The sequence below is a fragment of the Mesoflavibacter zeaxanthinifaciens subsp. sabulilitoris genome (assembly GCF_014191595.1).
GTDB classification, from domain to species: domain Bacteria; phylum Bacteroidota; class Bacteroidia; order Flavobacteriales; family Flavobacteriaceae; genus Mesoflavibacter; species Mesoflavibacter zeaxanthinifaciens.
Window position 1 is genome coordinate 297521 of the sequence record NZ_JACHWV010000004.1, and the last position, 16657, is coordinate 314177.

The 16657-nt window shown below is 33.0% G+C and carries 18 protein-coding genes; 7 read left to right on the plus strand and 11 right to left on the minus strand.

Annotated elements, in window-relative coordinates:
• Window positions 1-59: 59 nt before the first annotated feature.
• The 3 genes from FHS04_RS07870 to FHS04_RS07880 are packed head-to-tail and all read left to right on the plus strand — an operon-like array spanning window position 60 to window position 2452.
• On the plus strand, window positions 60-848 hold the full coding sequence (locus tag FHS04_RS07870) for a DUF3050 domain-containing protein (RefSeq protein WP_106680206.1): 789 nt from the start codon (window positions 60-62) through the stop codon (window positions 846-848).
• Window positions 849-850: 2 nt separating this feature from the next.
• Entirely contained in the window at window positions 851-1549 is a 699-nt protein-coding gene (locus FHS04_RS07875; protein WP_106679803.1) for an SGNH/GDSL hydrolase family protein, read from the plus strand.
• Window positions 1550-1558: 9 nt separating this feature from the next.
• A complete protein-coding gene (locus FHS04_RS07880) occupies window positions 1559-2452 on the plus strand; it encodes a metallophosphoesterase (RefSeq protein ID WP_106679801.1) in 894 nt (297 codons plus the stop codon).
• Between the two features lie 56 nt (window positions 2453-2508).
• Here FHS04_RS07880 and FHS04_RS07885 read toward each other — a convergent pair whose 3' ends face one another.
• From FHS04_RS07885 to trmB, 7 genes are all read right to left on the minus strand, one after another.
• Entirely contained in the window at window positions 2509-2841 is a 333-nt protein-coding gene (locus tag FHS04_RS07885) for a 2Fe-2S iron-sulfur cluster-binding family protein (RefSeq protein ID WP_106679799.1), read from the minus strand.
• A 1-nt stretch (window position 2842) separates the two neighbouring features.
• The gene (locus FHS04_RS07890) at window positions 2843-3895 is read right to left on the minus strand and encodes an NAD(P)/FAD-dependent oxidoreductase (RefSeq protein WP_106679797.1); all 1053 of its coding nucleotides are present in this window, start codon (window positions 3893-3895) and stop codon (window positions 2843-2845) included.
• 184 nt (window positions 3896-4079) lie between these two features.
• Complete coding sequence (locus FHS04_RS07895; protein WP_027880893.1) at window positions 4080-4319, minus strand: NifU family protein; 240 nt, start codon at window positions 4317-4319, stop codon at window positions 4080-4082.
• Window positions 4320-5459 (minus strand): Mrp/NBP35 family ATP-binding protein, encoded by a 1140-nt coding sequence (locus FHS04_RS07900; protein WP_106679795.1) that lies wholly within the window; start codon window positions 5457-5459, stop codon window positions 4320-4322.
• Between the two features lie 135 nt (window positions 5460-5594).
• Window positions 5595-5924: an MGMT family protein gene (locus FHS04_RS07905; protein ID WP_106679793.1), complete on the minus strand. Its 330-nt coding sequence runs from the start codon at window positions 5922-5924 to the stop codon at window positions 5595-5597.
• A complete protein-coding gene (locus tag FHS04_RS07910; protein WP_027880890.1) occupies window positions 5921-6550 on the minus strand; it encodes a LysE family transporter in 630 nt (209 codons plus the stop codon). Before FHS04_RS07910 ends, FHS04_RS07905 begins: the two co-directional genes overlap by 4 nt.
• 3 nt (window positions 6551-6553) lie before the next feature.
• Window positions 6554-7228 carry a tRNA (guanosine(46)-N7)-methyltransferase TrmB gene (gene trmB, locus FHS04_RS07915; protein ID WP_027880889.1) on the minus strand — a complete coding sequence of 225 codons (675 nt, stop codon included), beginning with the start codon at window positions 7226-7228 and terminating at the stop codon, window positions 6554-6556.
• A gap of 186 nt (window positions 7229-7414) precedes the next feature.
• Here trmB and FHS04_RS07920 point away from each other — a divergent pair, with 186 nt between their 5' ends.
• Window positions 7415-8470 carry a glycosyltransferase gene (locus FHS04_RS07920; protein ID WP_106679791.1) on the plus strand — a complete coding sequence of 352 codons (1056 nt, stop codon included), beginning with the start codon at window positions 7415-7417 and terminating at the stop codon, window positions 8468-8470.
• On the opposite strand, the gene FHS04_RS07925 is transcribed toward FHS04_RS07920, so the two are convergent.
• Entirely contained in the window at window positions 8451-9485 is a 1035-nt protein-coding gene (locus FHS04_RS07925; protein ID WP_244906291.1) for a sensor histidine kinase, read from the minus strand. The two genes, FHS04_RS07920 and FHS04_RS07925, sit on opposite strands and share 20 nt — an antisense overlap.
• Window positions 9486-9493: 8 nt before the next feature.
• Window positions 9494-10177 (minus strand): response regulator transcription factor, encoded by a 684-nt coding sequence (locus FHS04_RS07930; RefSeq protein WP_106679789.1) that lies wholly within the window; start codon window positions 10175-10177, stop codon window positions 9494-9496.
• Between the two features lie 270 nt (window positions 10178-10447).
• Between FHS04_RS07930 and FHS04_RS07935 the strand changes: the two genes are divergently transcribed.
• Together FHS04_RS07935 and FHS04_RS07940 are read left to right on the plus strand one after the other, a co-directional pair.
• On the plus strand, window positions 10448-12529 hold the full coding sequence (locus FHS04_RS07935) for a T9SS type A sorting domain-containing protein (RefSeq protein ID WP_106679787.1): 2082 nt from the start codon (window positions 10448-10450) through the stop codon (window positions 12527-12529).
• A 73-nt stretch (window positions 12530-12602) separates the two neighbouring features.
• Window positions 12603-13583 carry a long-chain-fatty-acid--protein ligase gene (locus FHS04_RS07940; protein WP_106679785.1) on the plus strand — a complete coding sequence of 327 codons (981 nt, stop codon included), beginning with the start codon at window positions 12603-12605 and terminating at the stop codon, window positions 13581-13583.
• A 210-nt stretch (window positions 13584-13793) separates the two neighbouring features.
• Here the strand turns inward: FHS04_RS07940 and tyrS are convergent, their stop codons facing one another.
• Window positions 13794-15104 carry a tyrosine--tRNA ligase gene (gene tyrS / locus FHS04_RS07945; protein ID WP_106679783.1) on the minus strand — a complete coding sequence of 437 codons (1311 nt, stop codon included), beginning with the start codon at window positions 15102-15104 and terminating at the stop codon, window positions 13794-13796.
• Window positions 15105-15191: 87 nt separating this feature from the next.
• Here tyrS and FHS04_RS07950 point away from each other — a divergent pair, with 87 nt between their 5' ends.
• On the plus strand, window positions 15192-16202 hold the full coding sequence (locus FHS04_RS07950) for an NAD-dependent epimerase/dehydratase family protein (protein WP_106679781.1): 1011 nt from the start codon (window positions 15192-15194) through the stop codon (window positions 16200-16202).
• A 10-nt stretch (window positions 16203-16212) separates the two neighbouring features.
• Here the strand turns inward: FHS04_RS07950 and FHS04_RS07955 are convergent, their stop codons facing one another.
• Window positions 16213-16653 (minus strand): DUF4296 domain-containing protein, encoded by a 441-nt coding sequence (locus FHS04_RS07955; RefSeq protein WP_146131306.1) that lies wholly within the window; start codon window positions 16651-16653, stop codon window positions 16213-16215.
• Between the last annotated feature and the right edge of the window lie 4 nt (window positions 16654-16657).

Sequence of the window (16657 nt, forward strand, 5' to 3'; positions counted from 1 at the left end):
ATAAAATGCACCTTAATTTTAGAGGTGCATTTTTTATTTTTGTTAAAAATGAAAATGCTATGACTATTAATGATATTGAAAAATCAATTGATCCTCTTAAAAATCAATTGCTTAATCACATTTTATACAACAAAATAAAATCTATAGAAGATTTAGAAATCTTTTTACAACATCATGTTTATGCTGTTTGGGATTTTATGTCGCTACTTAAAGCACTGCAAAATAAACTAACTTGTACTACAATACCTTGGTTGCCTACAAAACATCCTGAAACAAGATATTTAATTAACGAAATTGTTCTTGCCGAAGAAACCGATGTAGATGTTAATGGTAATCATAAAAGCCACTACGAAATGTATTTGGACGCTATGCAAGCCTGTGGCGTTTCAACGACTAACATCAAAACATTTTTAGAAACTTCAGAAAGTTTAGGTAACATTTTTGTTGCAATAAGAAATAGTGATTTGCCTCAATCGCTAAAGGACTTTTTAGAGTTTACGTTTAATATTGCTATCGAAGGTCAACCTCATCAAATTGCAGCTGCATTTACCTTTGGTCGCGAAGATCTAATCCCGAATATGTTTACTGAAATCTTAAAGAATTTCCAGCAAAACTTCCCTGAAAAAGACCTTTCTAAGTTAGTGTATTACTTTGAAAGACATATCGAATTAGATGCTGACGAACATGGTCCTATGGCGCTTCAAATGATAGAAGAGCTTTGTGGAAATGATGAGAAAAAATGGAAAGAAGTTGAAGACATCTCAATAGAAGCTTTACAAAAACGAATTGCACTTTGGGATGGTATTGAAAACGCAATTTTAGAAAGCAAAGAAGTTGTATCTTTATAGATATGAAACAATTAACGCTTTTTATTTCTGCAATTTTTATATTGTTTTTGTGCTGCAACGCAACAGATAGCAACCAAACTAACAATATTAAAACGCCACAAACAACCAATTACAAACTATTGTCTTTGGGTGATAGTTACACAATTGGAGAAAGTGTTTGCAAAACGTGTCGCTTTCCAGAACAACTTAAAGACAGCTTAATTAATAATACAGAAAATACTGCTTTTAACTTAAAGGTTGTAGCAACAACAGGCTGGACTACGACCAATTTATTAAACGGAATTAGCAACGAAAACCTACCAAATAACTACGATTTAGTCACCTTACTAATTGGTGTAAATAATCAATATCAAGGAAAAGATTTTTCAATTTATGAAACCGAATTTCCAGAACTAGTTGATATTGCTATTACAAAAGCAAAAGGCGATAAAAACAGAGTTATTGTCGTTTCAATTCCTGATTATGCGTTCACACCTTTTGGAAACGGAAACACAACTATTTCTTCAGAAATTGACGCCTATAACGCTTTCGCGGAAAATTATTGCAACGCTAATAACATTACTTTTGTAAACATTACAGACATAACCAGAAACGGATTAGAAGACACAGATTTAGTTGCTTCTGATGGTTTGCATCCTTCCGAAAAAGCCTATAGTTTATTTGTTGAACGTTTATTACCTTACGCTTTAGAAAAACTTTAGCGTAAGATTATGTTTTCAGCAAAGAAAAGATTAGACCGAGCTTATCAAAACGCTCACGTTGTTCCGTTTGATGACAACTCCAAATTTATACTATTTAGCGATTGTCATCGTGGTGATAATAGTTTTGCAGACGACTTTGCCAATAATCGAAACATCTATTACCACGCATTAAAGCACTACTACGTTGAAGGTTTTAATTATGCTGAACTTGGCGATGGTGATGAGCTTTGGGAAAACATTTCTTTCTCCTCCATTTTAAACGCACATAAAAACGTTTATGAATTAATGCAACTGTTTCATAAAAAGAACCGTTTGCATATGATTTGGGGAAATCATGATATGGTATATCGTAATCCTGATACAGTCAAAAAAAATCTATCTACCTACTTTGACCCAAAAGTTGGTGAAGATGTAGAACTTTTTGGCGATATTAAATATCATGAAGCTATAGTTTTAAAACACAAAGACACAAATCAAGAGATTTTTTTAACGCATGGTCATCAAGCAGATTGGTGGAATTACAACTTCTGGAAATGGAGTCGGTTTTTAGTTAGAATTTTATGGAAACCATTAAATGTTATGGGAATTGCAGATCCAACAAGTCCTGCAAAAAACTACAAAGAATTAATTAAAGTAGAACGTCGTACCAAAAAATGGATTACAGACAATAACAATTTAATGACCATTGTTGGCCATACACACAGACCACGTTTTCCTGAACCTGGTGACATTGCTTTTTTTAATGATGGTAGTTGTGTACATCCAAGAAGCATCACTGGTATTGAAATAGAAAATGGAGCAATATCTTTAATAAAATGGCAAATTGCTACTAAAGAAGATGGCACGCTTCAAATTGTAAGAGTATTGTTAGAAGGACCAAGAAGATTGGTAGATTATAGATAAAAAAATTCCTGCATAAAGCAGGAATCTATTTATAAAATTGAATTTCAATTAAAAAATTAACTTTCAGGAGCAAGCTCTACTTCTAAACCTTCTAATTCTGGTGTTATTTGTATTTGACAACCTAATCTTGAGTTATCTTTTACGTAAAAAGCTTCGCTTAGCATTGCCTCTTCGTCATCTTGCATTTCTGGTAATTCGGTATCGCTTAAAACATAACATTGACAACTTGCACACATAGCCATACCACCACAAATACCAATAGTACCTTCTGGTGCTAGCTCGTAACTACGTACAACTTCCATTAAATTCATTGCCATATCTGTTGGTGCTACAACTTCATGTACAACACCATCACGATCTGTAATTTTAATATTAATGTCTTGTTCCATTTTATTCAATCTTTTTCACTACTGCTTTTGGTGCTTCTTTACGTGTTCCATCAAAACCATCTACTCCTGCAACAGTTGTATACTTTAACACATAACGTTTACCTGGATTAATAATTTGATAAGCAGATTGACACATTAAAGTTGCTTCATGAAAACCACAAAGTATTAACTTTAACTTACCAGGATATGTGTTAACATCTCCAATAGCATATATACCCGGAATATTGGTTTGATAGTCTAACGCATTGTTTACTTTAATGGCGTTTTTTTCTATTTCTAATCCCCAATCTGCAATTGGTCCTAGTTTTGGAGATAAACCAAATAATGGCACAAAATGATCACATTCTTTTTTGTAAGTTTTAGCGTCTTGCTTAATGGTTACCGCTTCTACTTTGCCATCACCTTCTATACCTATTACTTCTGCTGGAGTAATTAAATTAATTTTTCCTGCAGATTTTAATTCTTGTACTTTTTCTACTGAATCTAAATGACCTCTAAACTCATTACGTCTATGTATTAAAGTAACCTCTTCTGCTACATCACTTAAAAAGATACTCCAATCTAAAGCAGAGTCGCCTCCACCAGCAATAACTACCTTTTTACCACGGTATAGTTCTGGTTCTTTAATCATGTACTCTACACCTTTATCTTCGTAATCTGCTAGATTATCTATTAAAGGTTTACGTGGCTCAAAACTACCTAATCCACCTGCTATTGCCACAACTGGTGCATGGTGTTTTGTTCCTTTGTTTGTAGTTACAATAAAAGTTCCGTCGTCTTGTTTTTCTATAGTATCTGCACGCTCTCCTAACGTAAAACCTGGCTCAAACTGTTTGCATTGTTCCATTAACTTGTCGGTTAAATCTCCTGCCAAAATTTCTGGATATGCTGGTATATCGTAGATTGGTTTTTTAGGATATAACTCTGAACATTGTCCACCTGGTTGTGGTAATGCGTCTATTAAATGACATTTTAGTTTTAATAATCCTGCTTCAAAGACTGCAAATAGACCTGTTGGTCCTGCACCTATGATTAGTATATCTGTTTTAATCATTTTTTAGATTGTTTTGTGCAAATGTAAAAGGTTAATGTATTGTGGCTTATGACTTTTGTCAGCTTTACGATTGCGTTAGCGATAGTAGTGGCATCCTTTTTTTGCTAACTGTACTTTGATTTTTAGTCTATAGGTAGTTGCAAAAAAAAGATATAACGGATAGCGCGACCCTTGTGGTAACGCCCTAAACGCCAACATTTGTGACTTTTTCTATCTGTGGAGCGTATTTTTTTATAGTCATCTCTACACCAGATTTTAAAGTCATTTGATTGACACTACATGAGGTACATGCACCTTGAAGTTGTACGATAACCTCGTTATTTTCTATAGAGATTAACTCTATATCTCCGCCATCATTTTGTAAAAATGGACGGATTTCTTCTAGAGCTTTTTCTACGTTTGTTTTTAGTTCTTGTGCTGTCATTTATTTTTTATTTACCGCAGAACAACCTGCCATAGTTGTAATTTTTATCGCTTCGGTTTCTGGTAAGTTTTCGTTACGATTTACCACTTCTTGCACGACGTTTTGTGTTAGTTTTTCAAAAGCTTTCTCGGTTGGTGTTGCGACTTGCATTGCTGCTGGACGACCAACATCTCCTGCTTCTCTAATACTTTGTACTAAAGGAATTTCTCCTAATAATGGCACATCTAAATCTTCTGCTAGATGCTTTGCGCCTTCTTTACCAAAGATATAGTATTTGTTGTTTGGCAACTCTTCTGGTGTAAAGTAAGCCATATTTTCTATAATTCCTAAAACAGGTACGTTTATACTGTCTTGTTGGAACATAGCTACTCCTTTTTTAGCATCTGCTAAAGCTACGTTTTGTGGTGTACTTACTACTACTGCTCCTGTAATTGGTAAGGATTGCATAATACTTAAATGAATATCTCCTGTTCCTGGTGGCAAGTCTAATAGTAAGAAATCTAGCTCGCCCCAAGCAGCATCAAATATCATTTGATTTAATGCTTTTGCAGCCATAGGTCCGCGCCAAATTACGGCTTGGTCTGGTTTTGTAAAAAAGCCTATAGATAATATTTTAACACCGTAATTTTCTACAGGTTTCATTTTAGATTTACCGTCTACAGTTACAGATAATGGTTTTTCCATTTCTACATCAAACATAATTGGCATTGATGGTCCATAAATATCTGCATCTAAAACACCTACTTTAAAGCCCATTTTTGCCAACATAATCGCTATGTTAGCGGTAACTGTAGATTTACCTACACCGCCTTTACCCGATGCTACTGCAACAATATTTTGAATACCTGGTATTGGTTTACCTTTAATGGTGTTTGCTTGTGGTTTTTCTGGCGCATCTACTTTTACGTTTACTTTTATTTTTGCTTTTTCGTACACATGTTTGTGTATGGCTTGCAAAATTTCTACTTCTGTTTTTTTACGTGCTTGTAATGATGGGTTTTTTATTGTAATATCTACTATAACTTCGTCTCCAAAAGTAACTACGTTAGTTACAGATCCGCTTTCTACCATGTTTTGTCCTTCTCCTGGTACTGTTATAGTTTCTAGTGCTTTAAGTATATCTTGTTTATTTAACTTCATCTTTAAAATATTGTGCTAAAAATCAATTTTTTAACGTGTTTTATAAAGGCTATTTCTAAAATGCAAATATACTACTTATTAAGTGAAGTTAAGCTGTTGTTATTGCAAGTTTTTTTATGGTGAAATAAGGGAAATTTATAAACTTTTAGAAGGATCCCAAAACACCATTTCAAAATTTTGAATTTGGTTATCTTTTACCTTAACACCTTCGCTTTCTAACAGCTGTTGCATTAGGTTAGTACCTTCAAAATGATGCTTACCGGTTAACAAACCTTTTCTATTTACCACACGATGTGCAGGTACGTCTTTGTTATGAGAGCCATTCATAGCGTAACCTACTAATCTTGCACTTCTTTTGGCGCCTAAATAATTTGCAATTGCACCGTAAGAGGTTACTCTTCCATAAGGAATTTGTCTTGCGACCTCATAAACCTTCTCGTAAAAACTTAAGGTTTCTGGCTTCATAAGTCTTTAATGATATTAATTAGCGTGACTATTGCTATAACAGCTGTGATGATACCGATACTAAAGTTCATGTTTTTTTGAGACTTAATACGTTTGCTTTTAATTTTTTCGAATAAAAACACATACACATAAAGCATTACAAAAGTACCAGTTGCTGCTCCTGCGACGTAAGATGCAATACCAGTTTTATCAAAAGTTAACCATCCAAAACCTGCTAAAGTCAAACTCATATAAGCTTGGTAAGGTATTGGGAAAACGTTTAAAGCAGATAACAGCATACCATAGAAAAAACGACTGTGTTTACTGCGTCTGGTTTGTTCTATTTTGGGTTGTGGTTTCTTTTTAGCTAAAACAAAAAAGTAAATAGCGATTAACACAAAAAGTACAAAAGCAACACGTTGAAGTATTTTTATTATCTCTGGATGCTTACTTAAATACCTTGCAAATATTACTGCTATTAAGGTTTGAAAAATAACAACAACACAAACACCAACAGAAAAAACCAAACCACGATTATAGCCTTCTTTTAAGCTAATTTTTGCTGCTGTCATATTAAGCAATCCTGGTGGTATAACACCTACTAATGCAATAATTAGACTTAAAAAAAATGTAATTGTAAGGCCCAAAGGTTATTTTATTTTGAATCTAATATACGTAATTGGTTTGTTTTGTTCTAAATATTGACCTTCGTAAAAGGTTTGTATACTTGTAACTTCTTCTGGACTTCCTTCTTGTCTATACACATCGTTGTTAGAGTACAACACTTCATGCCCTTCTCCATGTAACAGACCTAAGGTGTAACCATGCATAAACTCAGAGTCGGTTTTAAGATTCATTACGCCATCTGGTTTTAATACTTTTTTGTAACGTTTTAAAAACTCAGAATTGGTCATGCGGTGTTTTGTACGCTTATATTTAATTTGTGGATCTGGAAAGGTAATCCAAATTTCATCCACTTCGTTTTCTGCAAAAACATATTCTATTAATTCTATTTGAGTACGTATAAATGCAGCGTTTGGTATGTTTTCTTCTACAGCTGTTTTTGCGCCTCTCCAAAAACGTGCGCCTTTTATATCTATCCCTATAAAGTTTTTATTTGGATATTTTTTTGCTAAAGCAACTGTATACTCGCCTTTACCGCATCCTAACTCTAGAACAATTGGGTTATTATTTTTAAACACTTGTGCATTCCATTGTCCTTTGTATTGGTAATCCATATCTACCAACTGACTTCTTGTTGGTTGAAATACATTATCAAATGTTTCGTTTTCTTGAAATCGTTTTAATTTGTTTTTGCTTCCCACTTGTTTTAACAATTTGTTATTTCCGGCGTAAAATTAAGGAAATATACCTTAGTACTATTATACTTATCTTTGAAATTAGCTTTTTTGCGTTAAGGATGGAAGTGACATCCTTTTTTTGCTGCCATATATGGCAAAAAAAGATATAACGGACAGCCTGACCCTTGTGGTAACGCCCAAATTTTTATAATGAAAAAAAGAATTCTTGTTGCGCCTCTTAATTGGGGAATTGGTCATGCTACACGTTGCATACCTATTATTAATGCGTTAATTGAACAAAATTTTGAACCTGTTATTGCTTCTGATGGTGCTGCATTAGCACTACTTAAAAAAGAATTTAAACAGGTTATCTTTATCGAGTTACCTGCTTATAATGTTACTTATTCTAAATCTAAATCTAGCTTTAAATGGCGTCTTTTTAGACAACTACCTAAGATTAAAAAAGCTATTTTAAAAGAACATTTAGCAATTAAAAAAATTGTACACGATTATGCTATTGAAGGTATAATCTCTGATAACAGAATGGGTGTATATTGTTCTAAAATTCCGTCGGTGTTTATTACTCATCAGCTTAATGTTTTAAGCGGAATGACCACAAAATTAAGCACATCTTTACATGATTATTATCTTAAAAAGTTTGACGAATGTTGGGTACCAGATTTTGAAAACACACCTAATTTAAGTGGTAAATTAGGACATGATTTTACTACTAAACTTTTACCTATTAAATATATTGGCGCATTAAGCAGGTTAGAAAAAACACTTATTCCTTCTAAGTTTGATATCATGGTCTTGTTATCTGGTCCTGAGCCACAACGTGGATTATTAGAGCAAAAATTATTTAAAGAATTAGCAGACTATAATGGTAATATATTATTTATAAAAGGTAAGATTGAAGGTGAGCAACGTATTGAAACCAAGCAACAGTTTACCATTTATAATTTTATGACTTCTGCAGATTTACAAACAGCCTTAAATAGTTGTGATTTGGTAATTTCTAGATCTGGATATACTACTGTTATGGACTTAGCTAAGTTAGGTAAAAAAGCATTTTTTATTCCTACACCAGGACAGTTTGAACAAGAATATATAGCCCAAAATTTAAACAAACAAGGTATTATACCTAGTTGTAACCAAAAAGAATTTTCTTTAAAGCAACTTGATAGAGTTAAAGATTTTACTGGATTTGATGCTTTAGATTGTAAAACAAACTTTAGTGATTTGTTTAAGCTTTTTCTAGCGTAAAAGAAAACTCGCTACCTACGTTTACTTCGCTTTCTACATAGATTTTTTCGTCGTGTGCTTCTATAATGTGTTTTACTATAGATAGTCCTAAACCAGATCCGCCTTCTTTACGCGATCCGCTTTTGTCTACACGATAAAAACGCTCAAAAAGTCTTGGTAAATGTTCTTTACCTATACCTTCGCCATTATCAGTGACTCTTACTATAACTTTGTTTTTAATAAGTCTTTCTATACTAATCTCTGTAGTACCGTTTTGGTGTCCGTATTTTATCGAGTTTACGACTAAGTTGGTTAACACTTGCTGGATACGCTCTTCATCACCTTTTACTAGTATTGGTTGTTTGTAGTCCATATCAAACATTAGGCTAATTTTTTTCTTAGCAGCTTTCATTTCTAGTAAGTCAAAAACACTTTTTACTAGATCTACAATATCAAAAGTGGTAACATTAAGTCGTAAATCTCCTACTTCTAATTTGGTAATCATATCTAGGTCTTTTACGATATATATTAATCGTTCTACACCTTTGTTGGCTCTTTCTAGATATTTTTCGGCTACGTTTTTATCTTTTAATGCGCCATCTAGTAATGTTTCTATGTAACCTTGTACTGTAAATAATGGTGTTTTAAGCTCGTGCGATACGTTACCCATAAACTCTTTACGATATTCTTCTCTTACTTTTAAAGTTTCTATCTCTAACTTTTTGTCTTTGGCATATTTATCTATTTGCCTGGTTAGCGTAGCCATATCTGTAGTAATACTATGCCTTCTAAAACTGGTAGACTCTAACAAAGTTAGGTCTTTGTAAATTTTGTTTATTCTTTTATAGATGAATTTTTCTACTCTATATTGAATAATTAAAAAGGAAAATGAATACGTAAAAAAAGCAAAAAACAGTATGTGTAATATGTTTATTGTATAAAACAAATACAAAAAAACACTCATTAAGAGCGTTAAAAATACGGTGATTAAAAACGAAGTTTTTAATGCAAACTTGTATGTTTTTTTTAGTCTCAAATAAAGAATTATTCTACAAATTTATAGCCAACACCTTTTACTGTTTTAAAGCTATCGTCGCCAATTTTTTCTCTTAGTTTTCTTATGTGTACATCTATGGTACGTCCGCCAACTACGACTTCGTTACCCCAAACGCGGTCTAAAATATCTTCTCTTTTAAAGACTTTACCTGGTTTTGATGCCAACAAAGATAAGAGTTCAAATTCTTTTCTTGGTAAAATAATCTCTTCCTTTCCTAAAATAATCTTGTATTCGTCTCTATTAATGGTAAGCTTACCAATTTTTATAACCGATTGGTTAGTATCTTCAGATTTTAATCGTCTTAAAAGTGCTTTTACTTTACTTATTAACACTTTTGGCTTAATTGGTTTAGTAATATAATCGTCTGCACCAGCATCAAAACCTGCTACTTGAGAGTAATCTTCTCCTCTTGCGGTTAAAAATGTAATAATTGTGCTGCTTAATTCTGGTACTTTTCTAATAGCTTCACAAGCTTCAATACCATCCATTTCTGGCATCATCACATCTAATATAATAAGGTGTGGTTTTTCTTTTTTTGCCTTTTTTACAGCTTTTACACCGTTATCTGCGGTAATAACTTGGTAACCTTCTGCACTTAAATTATAGCCTACTATTTCAAGAATATCTGGCTCGTCGTCTACTAAAAGAATTTTGATATCTTTCTTATTCATCAGAATGACTTTGTGTTAAAATAATAACGTAAAGATAAAATTATTAAAATTAAATTATCTATTTAATCCATTGATAACAATTAAATAACATTAATTACAACTTATAACCTAACCTAAGTTTTTAGGTTTATGTAATTTACAATCTTTTGCTTACCAAGCAGTTAAAATACCATGTTATATAATTGTAAAAAATGTTATTAGCTTCTTAAATGTTCCTTCTATGCCAAAAATCTGTGTATATTTGTAACACACAATTTATAACAATTAATTATGAAAAAACTTTACTTTTTACTTTTAACGGTTTTAATGACTGCGACTTCTTTTGGTCAAGTCTTTATTACTGAAATTGCTGACCCTAACAACAACGCAGAAGCTAGATTTATTGAGCTTTATAACGCTGGACCTACTGATGTAGATTTTACAGAAGGTAACGGATGGCAGATTGACAAGTACACAAATGCTTCTGGCACAGTTTCAACTACCTTAGATTTAACAGGAACTATACCTGCTGGAGGTTTTTACGTTATTGGTTACGATAACACTCCTGGTACTTTCAACACTGTTTATGGATTTGCTGCAGATCAATTAGACGCGGTTAATAATGGTGTTGTAGGTAGTAATGGTGATGATGATTTAGCTTTAGTTGATGGTACAGATACAATTATTGACTTCTTCGGTGTTCCTGCTACTGATAATACAGGAACTTGTGCTGAATATGAAGATGGTAGAGCAGAGCGTTCTCCTGCCGTAACTATGGGTAACGCTACTTTTGATGAGTCTGAATGGAATGTTTGGGCTGATAGTGCTGTTTCTGGTTGTACAAATCACACATTACAGACTCAAGACGCACCTGCTTCTTTCGATCCAGGTTCTTGGATTGGAACTGCTACTGGTCCAGTTGTAACTATTGATTCTGACATTACAGGTTTAGATTACTTTGAAGGTAACGGTCCTTCAGCTGAACAAACTTTTTCTGTATCAGGTATTAACTTAACAGGAAACTTAGATGTTACAGCTCCTACTAATTTTGAAATATCTTCTACTTCTGGATCAGGATTCGGAAGTTCTGTTTCATTAACACCATCTGCTGGTTCTGTAGCTTCTACAACTCTTTATGTAAGATTAGCTGCTGGATTATCTGCTAATACATATACAGATGTTTTAACTGCTACATCAACTGGCGCGACATCTGAAACTATTAATGTTTCAGGAGTTGTAACTCCATCAACACCTCAATTTAATGTATTTGGTACTCCTGGAGACATGAATTATGGATTAGGTAACGGTCCTTCTAATGAAGAATCTATATTTGTAGAAGGGTTATTTTTAACAAATGATATTACAGTAACAGCTCCAACAAACTTTGAAGTATCTTTAACTTCTGGTTCTGGTTTTGCTAGTTCTGTTACTGTTCCTCAAACTAGTGGTACAGTTGCTAACACAGAAGTTTTTGTAAGATTAGCTTCTGGATTAACTGAAGGTGCTTACAGTGGTAATATTACTGTATCTTCTTCTCCTGCTACAGATCAAACTGTTGCTTTAACTGGTAATGTATTTGGTGCAGCTACAAACGCATTAGTTTTAGTTGGTGTTTATGACGGACCTTTAAGTGGAGGAGTACCTAAAGGAATCGAATTAATAGCTTTAGCAGATATCCCAGATTTAAGCGTATTTGGTATTAGTTCTATTACTAATGGTGCTGGTTCTTCTGCTGGTACAGTTGAATATAATTTCCCTGCTGATGCAGTTTCTGCTGGAGATAGAATTTTCTTAGCAACTGAGTCTACTGGTTTCAATTCATTCTTTGGAATGATGCCTACGTATACAAATGGTGTTGTTGGAATTAATGGAGATGATGCAATTGAGTTATATGAAGGAACAACAATTATTGACACTTTTGGAGATGTAGATATGGATGGAACTGGTGAACCATGGGATTATACAGATGGTTGGGCATACAGAGTTGATGCTACTGGTCCTGATGGCGGTTTTGTTTTAGCAAACTGGACATTTAGTGGTGCTGATGCTTTAGATGGTGAATCTGATAACAGTACAGCTGCTACACCTTACCCAATAGCAACTTATACTAATCCTGCATTATCTAACGCTACGTTTACACAAGCTAATACTTTTAGCATCTACCCTAACCCAGTAAATACAGGTTATGTAAACATCAAAACAACTTCTAACGAAGCTGTAAACGTAACTGTGTTTGACTTATTAGGTAAGAAAGTAATCACTAAAACATTAAGCAACAACAAATTAAATGTTTCTAGCTTAAAGTCTGGTGTATACTTATTAAACATAGAGCAAAACGGAGCATCTACGACTAAAAAATTAGTTATAGAGTAATCCTTATTTGATATAAATTTTAAAAGCGTTGCTATTGGCAACGCTTTTTTATTTTCTATACTTTTGTAATCCTATGATAAATACAAAAGACATCTTTAACATTACTACAGAAGAGGCGTTTAAAACACATGCTTTAAACGTGTTTAAATTTCAGTACGAAAATAATAACGTGTATCGTTCTTTTTGTGATTTATTGTACAAAAACCCAAGTGATGTTACAGCACTACATCAAATACCGTTTTTACCTATTCAGTTTTATAAATCGCACGACGTTTTAAGCGCTAACACACCAACCGAAATTACTTTTTCTAGTAGTGGTACTACAGGACAAATAACAAGTAAACACCATGTTACCAATTTAAAGGTTTACGAAGACAGTTTTAAAAAAGGATTTGCACATTTTTATGGCAATGTAGAAGATTATACCATCTTGGCGTTATTACCTAATTATTTAGAACGCGAAGGATCGTCTTTAGTCTATATGGTAGATCATTTAATTAAAGACTCTAAACAGCCTAAAAGCGGATTTTATTTAAATAATTTAGATGAATTAAAAAACACTTTACTTCAACTTGAAGATGAAGGTAAAAAAACACTACTAATTGGCGTGTCTTTTGCGCTTTTAGATTTAGTAGAGCGTTATCAATTCAACTTAAAAAATACCATTATTATGGAAACTGGTGGTATGAAAGGTAAACGCAAAGAAATAATTAGAGAAGAGTTACACCAACTTTTAAAATCTGGTTTTGGTGTTGACCAAATACATAGCGAATATGGGATGACCGAACTTTTAAGTCAAGCGTATTCTAAAGGTAATGGTGTGTTTAACTGTCCTCCTTGGATGAAAATTTTAACTAGAGATACAGAAGACGCTTTAACCGTTTTTGACACCAAAAAAACAGGAGGCATCAATGTTATAGATTTAGCCAATATCAATTCTTGTGCTTTTATTGCAACGCAAGACTTAGGCAAACCACTTGATAACGGTAGCTTTGAGGTTATTGGTCGTTTTGATAATAGTGATATTAGAGGTTGTAATCTAATGGTGTTGTAAGGACAAGTTACCACATACGACAAACTATAAACGAAAAAGAAAAATTATATTTAGTTGATTAACTATTTTTGAAAAAAAAGCCTGTTTTCAAAAATTTGAAAACAGGCTTTTAATTTTATATACATTTTTTAAGTATAGTGTCAGGTATCTAGCGCAGTCGAGACCTTTTTTAATTTATTCAAAACTTCTCGACTTCGCTCTAAGCGACAATTAAACCACTTTTATAATAAAGGTCTTTTTCTTACCTCTATTAATAACAACATACTTATCGTTAATTAAATCTTCTGTCGTTATGGTATAATCTTCACCAACTTTGTCTTTATTAACAGCTACCGAGTTTTCTTTTAACGCACGACGTGCTTCGCCATTACTTGCTAAAAAGTTAGTCTCTGCAGACAGTGCTGCAATCATATCTAAACCAGCGTCTATTTTATCTTTACTTACCTCAGCTTGTGGCACACCTTCAAAAACATCTAAAAATAAACTTTCGTTTAACTGTTTGATATCATTTTTAAAGTCTTTACTAAAAAGGATTTGAGATGCTTTTACTGCATTTTCGTATTCTTCTTTACTGTGTACAAAGGTTGTAACTTCTTCTGCTAATTTTTTCTGTAAAGCTCTAAAACCAGGATTCTCTTTATGTTCTGCAATTAAAGTATCTATCGTGTCTTTATCTAAAAACGTAAAGATTTTAATGTACTTTTCTGCATCTTCATCTGTAGTATTTAACCAAAACTGGTAGAATTTATACACGCTAGTTTTATCGGCATCTAACCATACGTTACCACCTTCACTTTTACCAAATTTAGATCCGTCTGCTTTTGTAATTAATGGGCAAGTCATAGCGTATGCTTTTGCGGTATCGTCACCAACATTCATACGTCTAACAAGTTCTGTTCCTGTAGTTATGTTTCCCCATTGGTCACTTCCACCCATTTGTAATTTACAACCCATGGTTTTGTGTAAATGGTAAAAATCGTACCCTTGGATTAATTGGTAAGTAAACTCGGTAAAGCTCATACCAACGCTACCTTCTTCGCCACTAAAACGCTTTTTTACAGAGTCTTTTGCCATCATGTAGTTTACGGTAATACGCTTACCAACATCACGTGCAAAATCTATAAAGCTAAAGTTTTTCATCCAATCATAGTTATTAACTAAAACTGGTGCGTTTTTTTCTGTAGAGTTAAAATCTAAAAAGCGAGACAATACACTTTTAATACCAGCTACATTATGGTTTAGTGTTGCTTCGTCTAATAAGTTACGCTCGTCACTTTTACCAGAAGGATCACCAATCATACCCGTTGCTCCACCAACTAAAGCAATTGGTTTATGACCTGCTTTTTCTAAATGCACTAACAAAATAATTGGCACTAAACTACCTATATGTAAAGAATCTGAAGTTGGATCAAATCCTATATAAGCAGTAGTCATTTCTTTATCAAGTTGCTCTTCTGTTCCAGGCATGATGTCGTGTACCATACCTCTCCAACGTAATTCTTCTACAAGTGCGTTTGCCATCTTAAATTATTTTATTTAATGAAGCCACAAAGATAAAAATAGTGCCATAAAATCTGTACAATATCTTATATTTATTACTTTAGTAGCATGATTTTAGTCACAGGAGGAACGGGATTAGTTGGCGCACATTTGTTGTTTCATTTATTAAATGAAAACCAGCCAATACGTGCTATTTATAGAAGTGAAAAAAAGTTTGATACCGTTAAACGTATTTTTGGCTATTACACCAACAATGCAGACGCTTTATTTGATACTATTGAATGGGTTAAAGCAGATCTAAACAATATCCCACAACTTACCGAAGCTTTTAAAGACGTTACACAGGTTTACCATTGCGCCGCATTTGTAAGTTTTGAACCTGATAAGTTTAATTTGTTACAAAAGACAAATATAAAAGGTACCGCAAATATTGTTAACTTTTGTATTGATCATAAAGTTGAAAAACTATGTTACGTTAGCTCTATTGCTGCTTTAGGCGCTTCTTTAAACAACAAGGCTATTACTGAAGACACCGAATGGAATAAAGAAATTGATAACAGCGTATATGCTATTACTAAATATGGCGCAGAACTTGAAGTTTGGCGTGGTACACAAGAAGGATTAGATGCAGTAATTGTTAATCCTGGTGTTATTATTGGACCTGGTATTTGGCGCTACGGTAGTGGTAGTTTAATAAAAATGATTTACAACGGACTAAAATATTACACCATTGGATCTACAGGATATGTTGATGTTAATGATGTTGTAAAAGCAATGATACAACTTGTAAAAAGCGATGTAAAAAACGAACGCTATATTCTAGTTTCTGAAAACTTATCTTTTAAAGATTTTTTTACCAAAACCGCTAATTATTTAGGAGTAAAACCGCCACAAAAAGAAGCTAAACCTTGGTTATTAAATATTGCTTGGCGTTTGGATTGGCTAAAACATAAATTAACCAGAAAACGCAGAGTCTTATCTAAGCAAACCGCAAATAGCGCAGTTACAACAACTATTTACAGTAATAATAAAATTAAAGACGCTATAGGTTTTGAGTTTTTACCAATGGATAAAAGTATAAAGACTACGACTAGTTTATTTAAAAACGATTTAAAGTAAAGTTTAAAACTTAATTAGTTTCTTTTTCAAGAAAATTTTGGTCTAGTTTTAACTCTGCTTTATTTAACTCTTTTTTCTCCTTTTCCTTTTTTTTCTTTTCTTTAGTTTGAATGGCTTTATACTTATCTCTTAGCTTTGTAACACTGTCTTTTACTTTATCGTAAATTTTGTCATAGACTTCTATATCATGAGAATAGTAAGTGTTACTATTAACAAATTGCATACTATCTATGCCATGTTTTTTATAAATATACTCAACTGGTTTTATGCCATTATTTTCTAGTATACGCTTATTTATTCCTTTAGCAGAAGACATAATAGAAATCTCTACCAAAACATCAACCATTTTATCTTCAGAGAGTAAATCTTTTGGTTTTTCTGGTTTTTCTATATCATAACAAGACACAAACAGTGTCAAAACTAAAAGGTATAAAAGGCTACTGTGTTTCACTATA

Coding starts and splice junctions, on each gene's coding strand:
- FHS04_RS07870 (WP_106680206.1), top strand. CDS start 60: ATGACTATTAATGATATTGAAAAATCAATTGATCCTCTTAAAAATCAA.
- FHS04_RS07940 (WP_106679785.1), top strand. CDS start 12,603: ATGATAAATACAAAAGACATCTTTAACATTACTACAGAAGAGGCGTTT.
- tyrS (WP_106679783.1), bottom strand. CDS start 15,104: ATGGCAAACGCACTTGTAGAAGAATTACGTTGGAGAGGTATGGTACAC.
- FHS04_RS07930 (WP_106679789.1), bottom strand. CDS start 10,177: ATGAATAAGAAAGATATCAAAATTCTTTTAGTAGACGACGAGCCAGAT.
- FHS04_RS07890 (WP_106679797.1), bottom strand. CDS start 3,895: ATGATTAAAACAGATATACTAATCATAGGTGCAGGACCAACAGGTCTA.
- FHS04_RS07880 (WP_106679801.1), top strand. CDS start 1,559: ATGTTTTCAGCAAAGAAAAGATTAGACCGAGCTTATCAAAACGCTCAC.
- FHS04_RS07900 (WP_106679795.1), bottom strand. CDS start 5,459: ATGAAGTTAAATAAACAAGATATACTTAAAGCACTAGAAACTATAACA.
- FHS04_RS07895 (WP_027880893.1), bottom strand. CDS start 4,319: ATGACAGCACAAGAACTAAAAACAAACGTAGAAAAAGCTCTAGAAGAA.
- FHS04_RS07875 (WP_106679803.1), top strand. CDS start 851: ATGAAACAATTAACGCTTTTTATTTCTGCAATTTTTATATTGTTTTTG.
- FHS04_RS07885 (WP_106679799.1), bottom strand. CDS start 2,841: ATGGAACAAGACATTAATATTAAAATTACAGATCGTGATGGTGTTGTA.
- FHS04_RS07950 (WP_106679781.1), top strand. CDS start 15,192: ATGATTTTAGTCACAGGAGGAACGGGATTAGTTGGCGCACATTTGTTG.
- FHS04_RS07905 (WP_106679793.1), bottom strand. CDS start 5,924: ATGAAGCCAGAAACCTTAAGTTTTTACGAGAAGGTTTATGAGGTCGCA.
- FHS04_RS07935 (WP_106679787.1), top strand. CDS start 10,448: ATGAAAAAACTTTACTTTTTACTTTTAACGGTTTTAATGACTGCGACT.
- FHS04_RS07920 (WP_106679791.1), top strand. CDS start 7,415: ATGAAAAAAAGAATTCTTGTTGCGCCTCTTAATTGGGGAATTGGTCAT.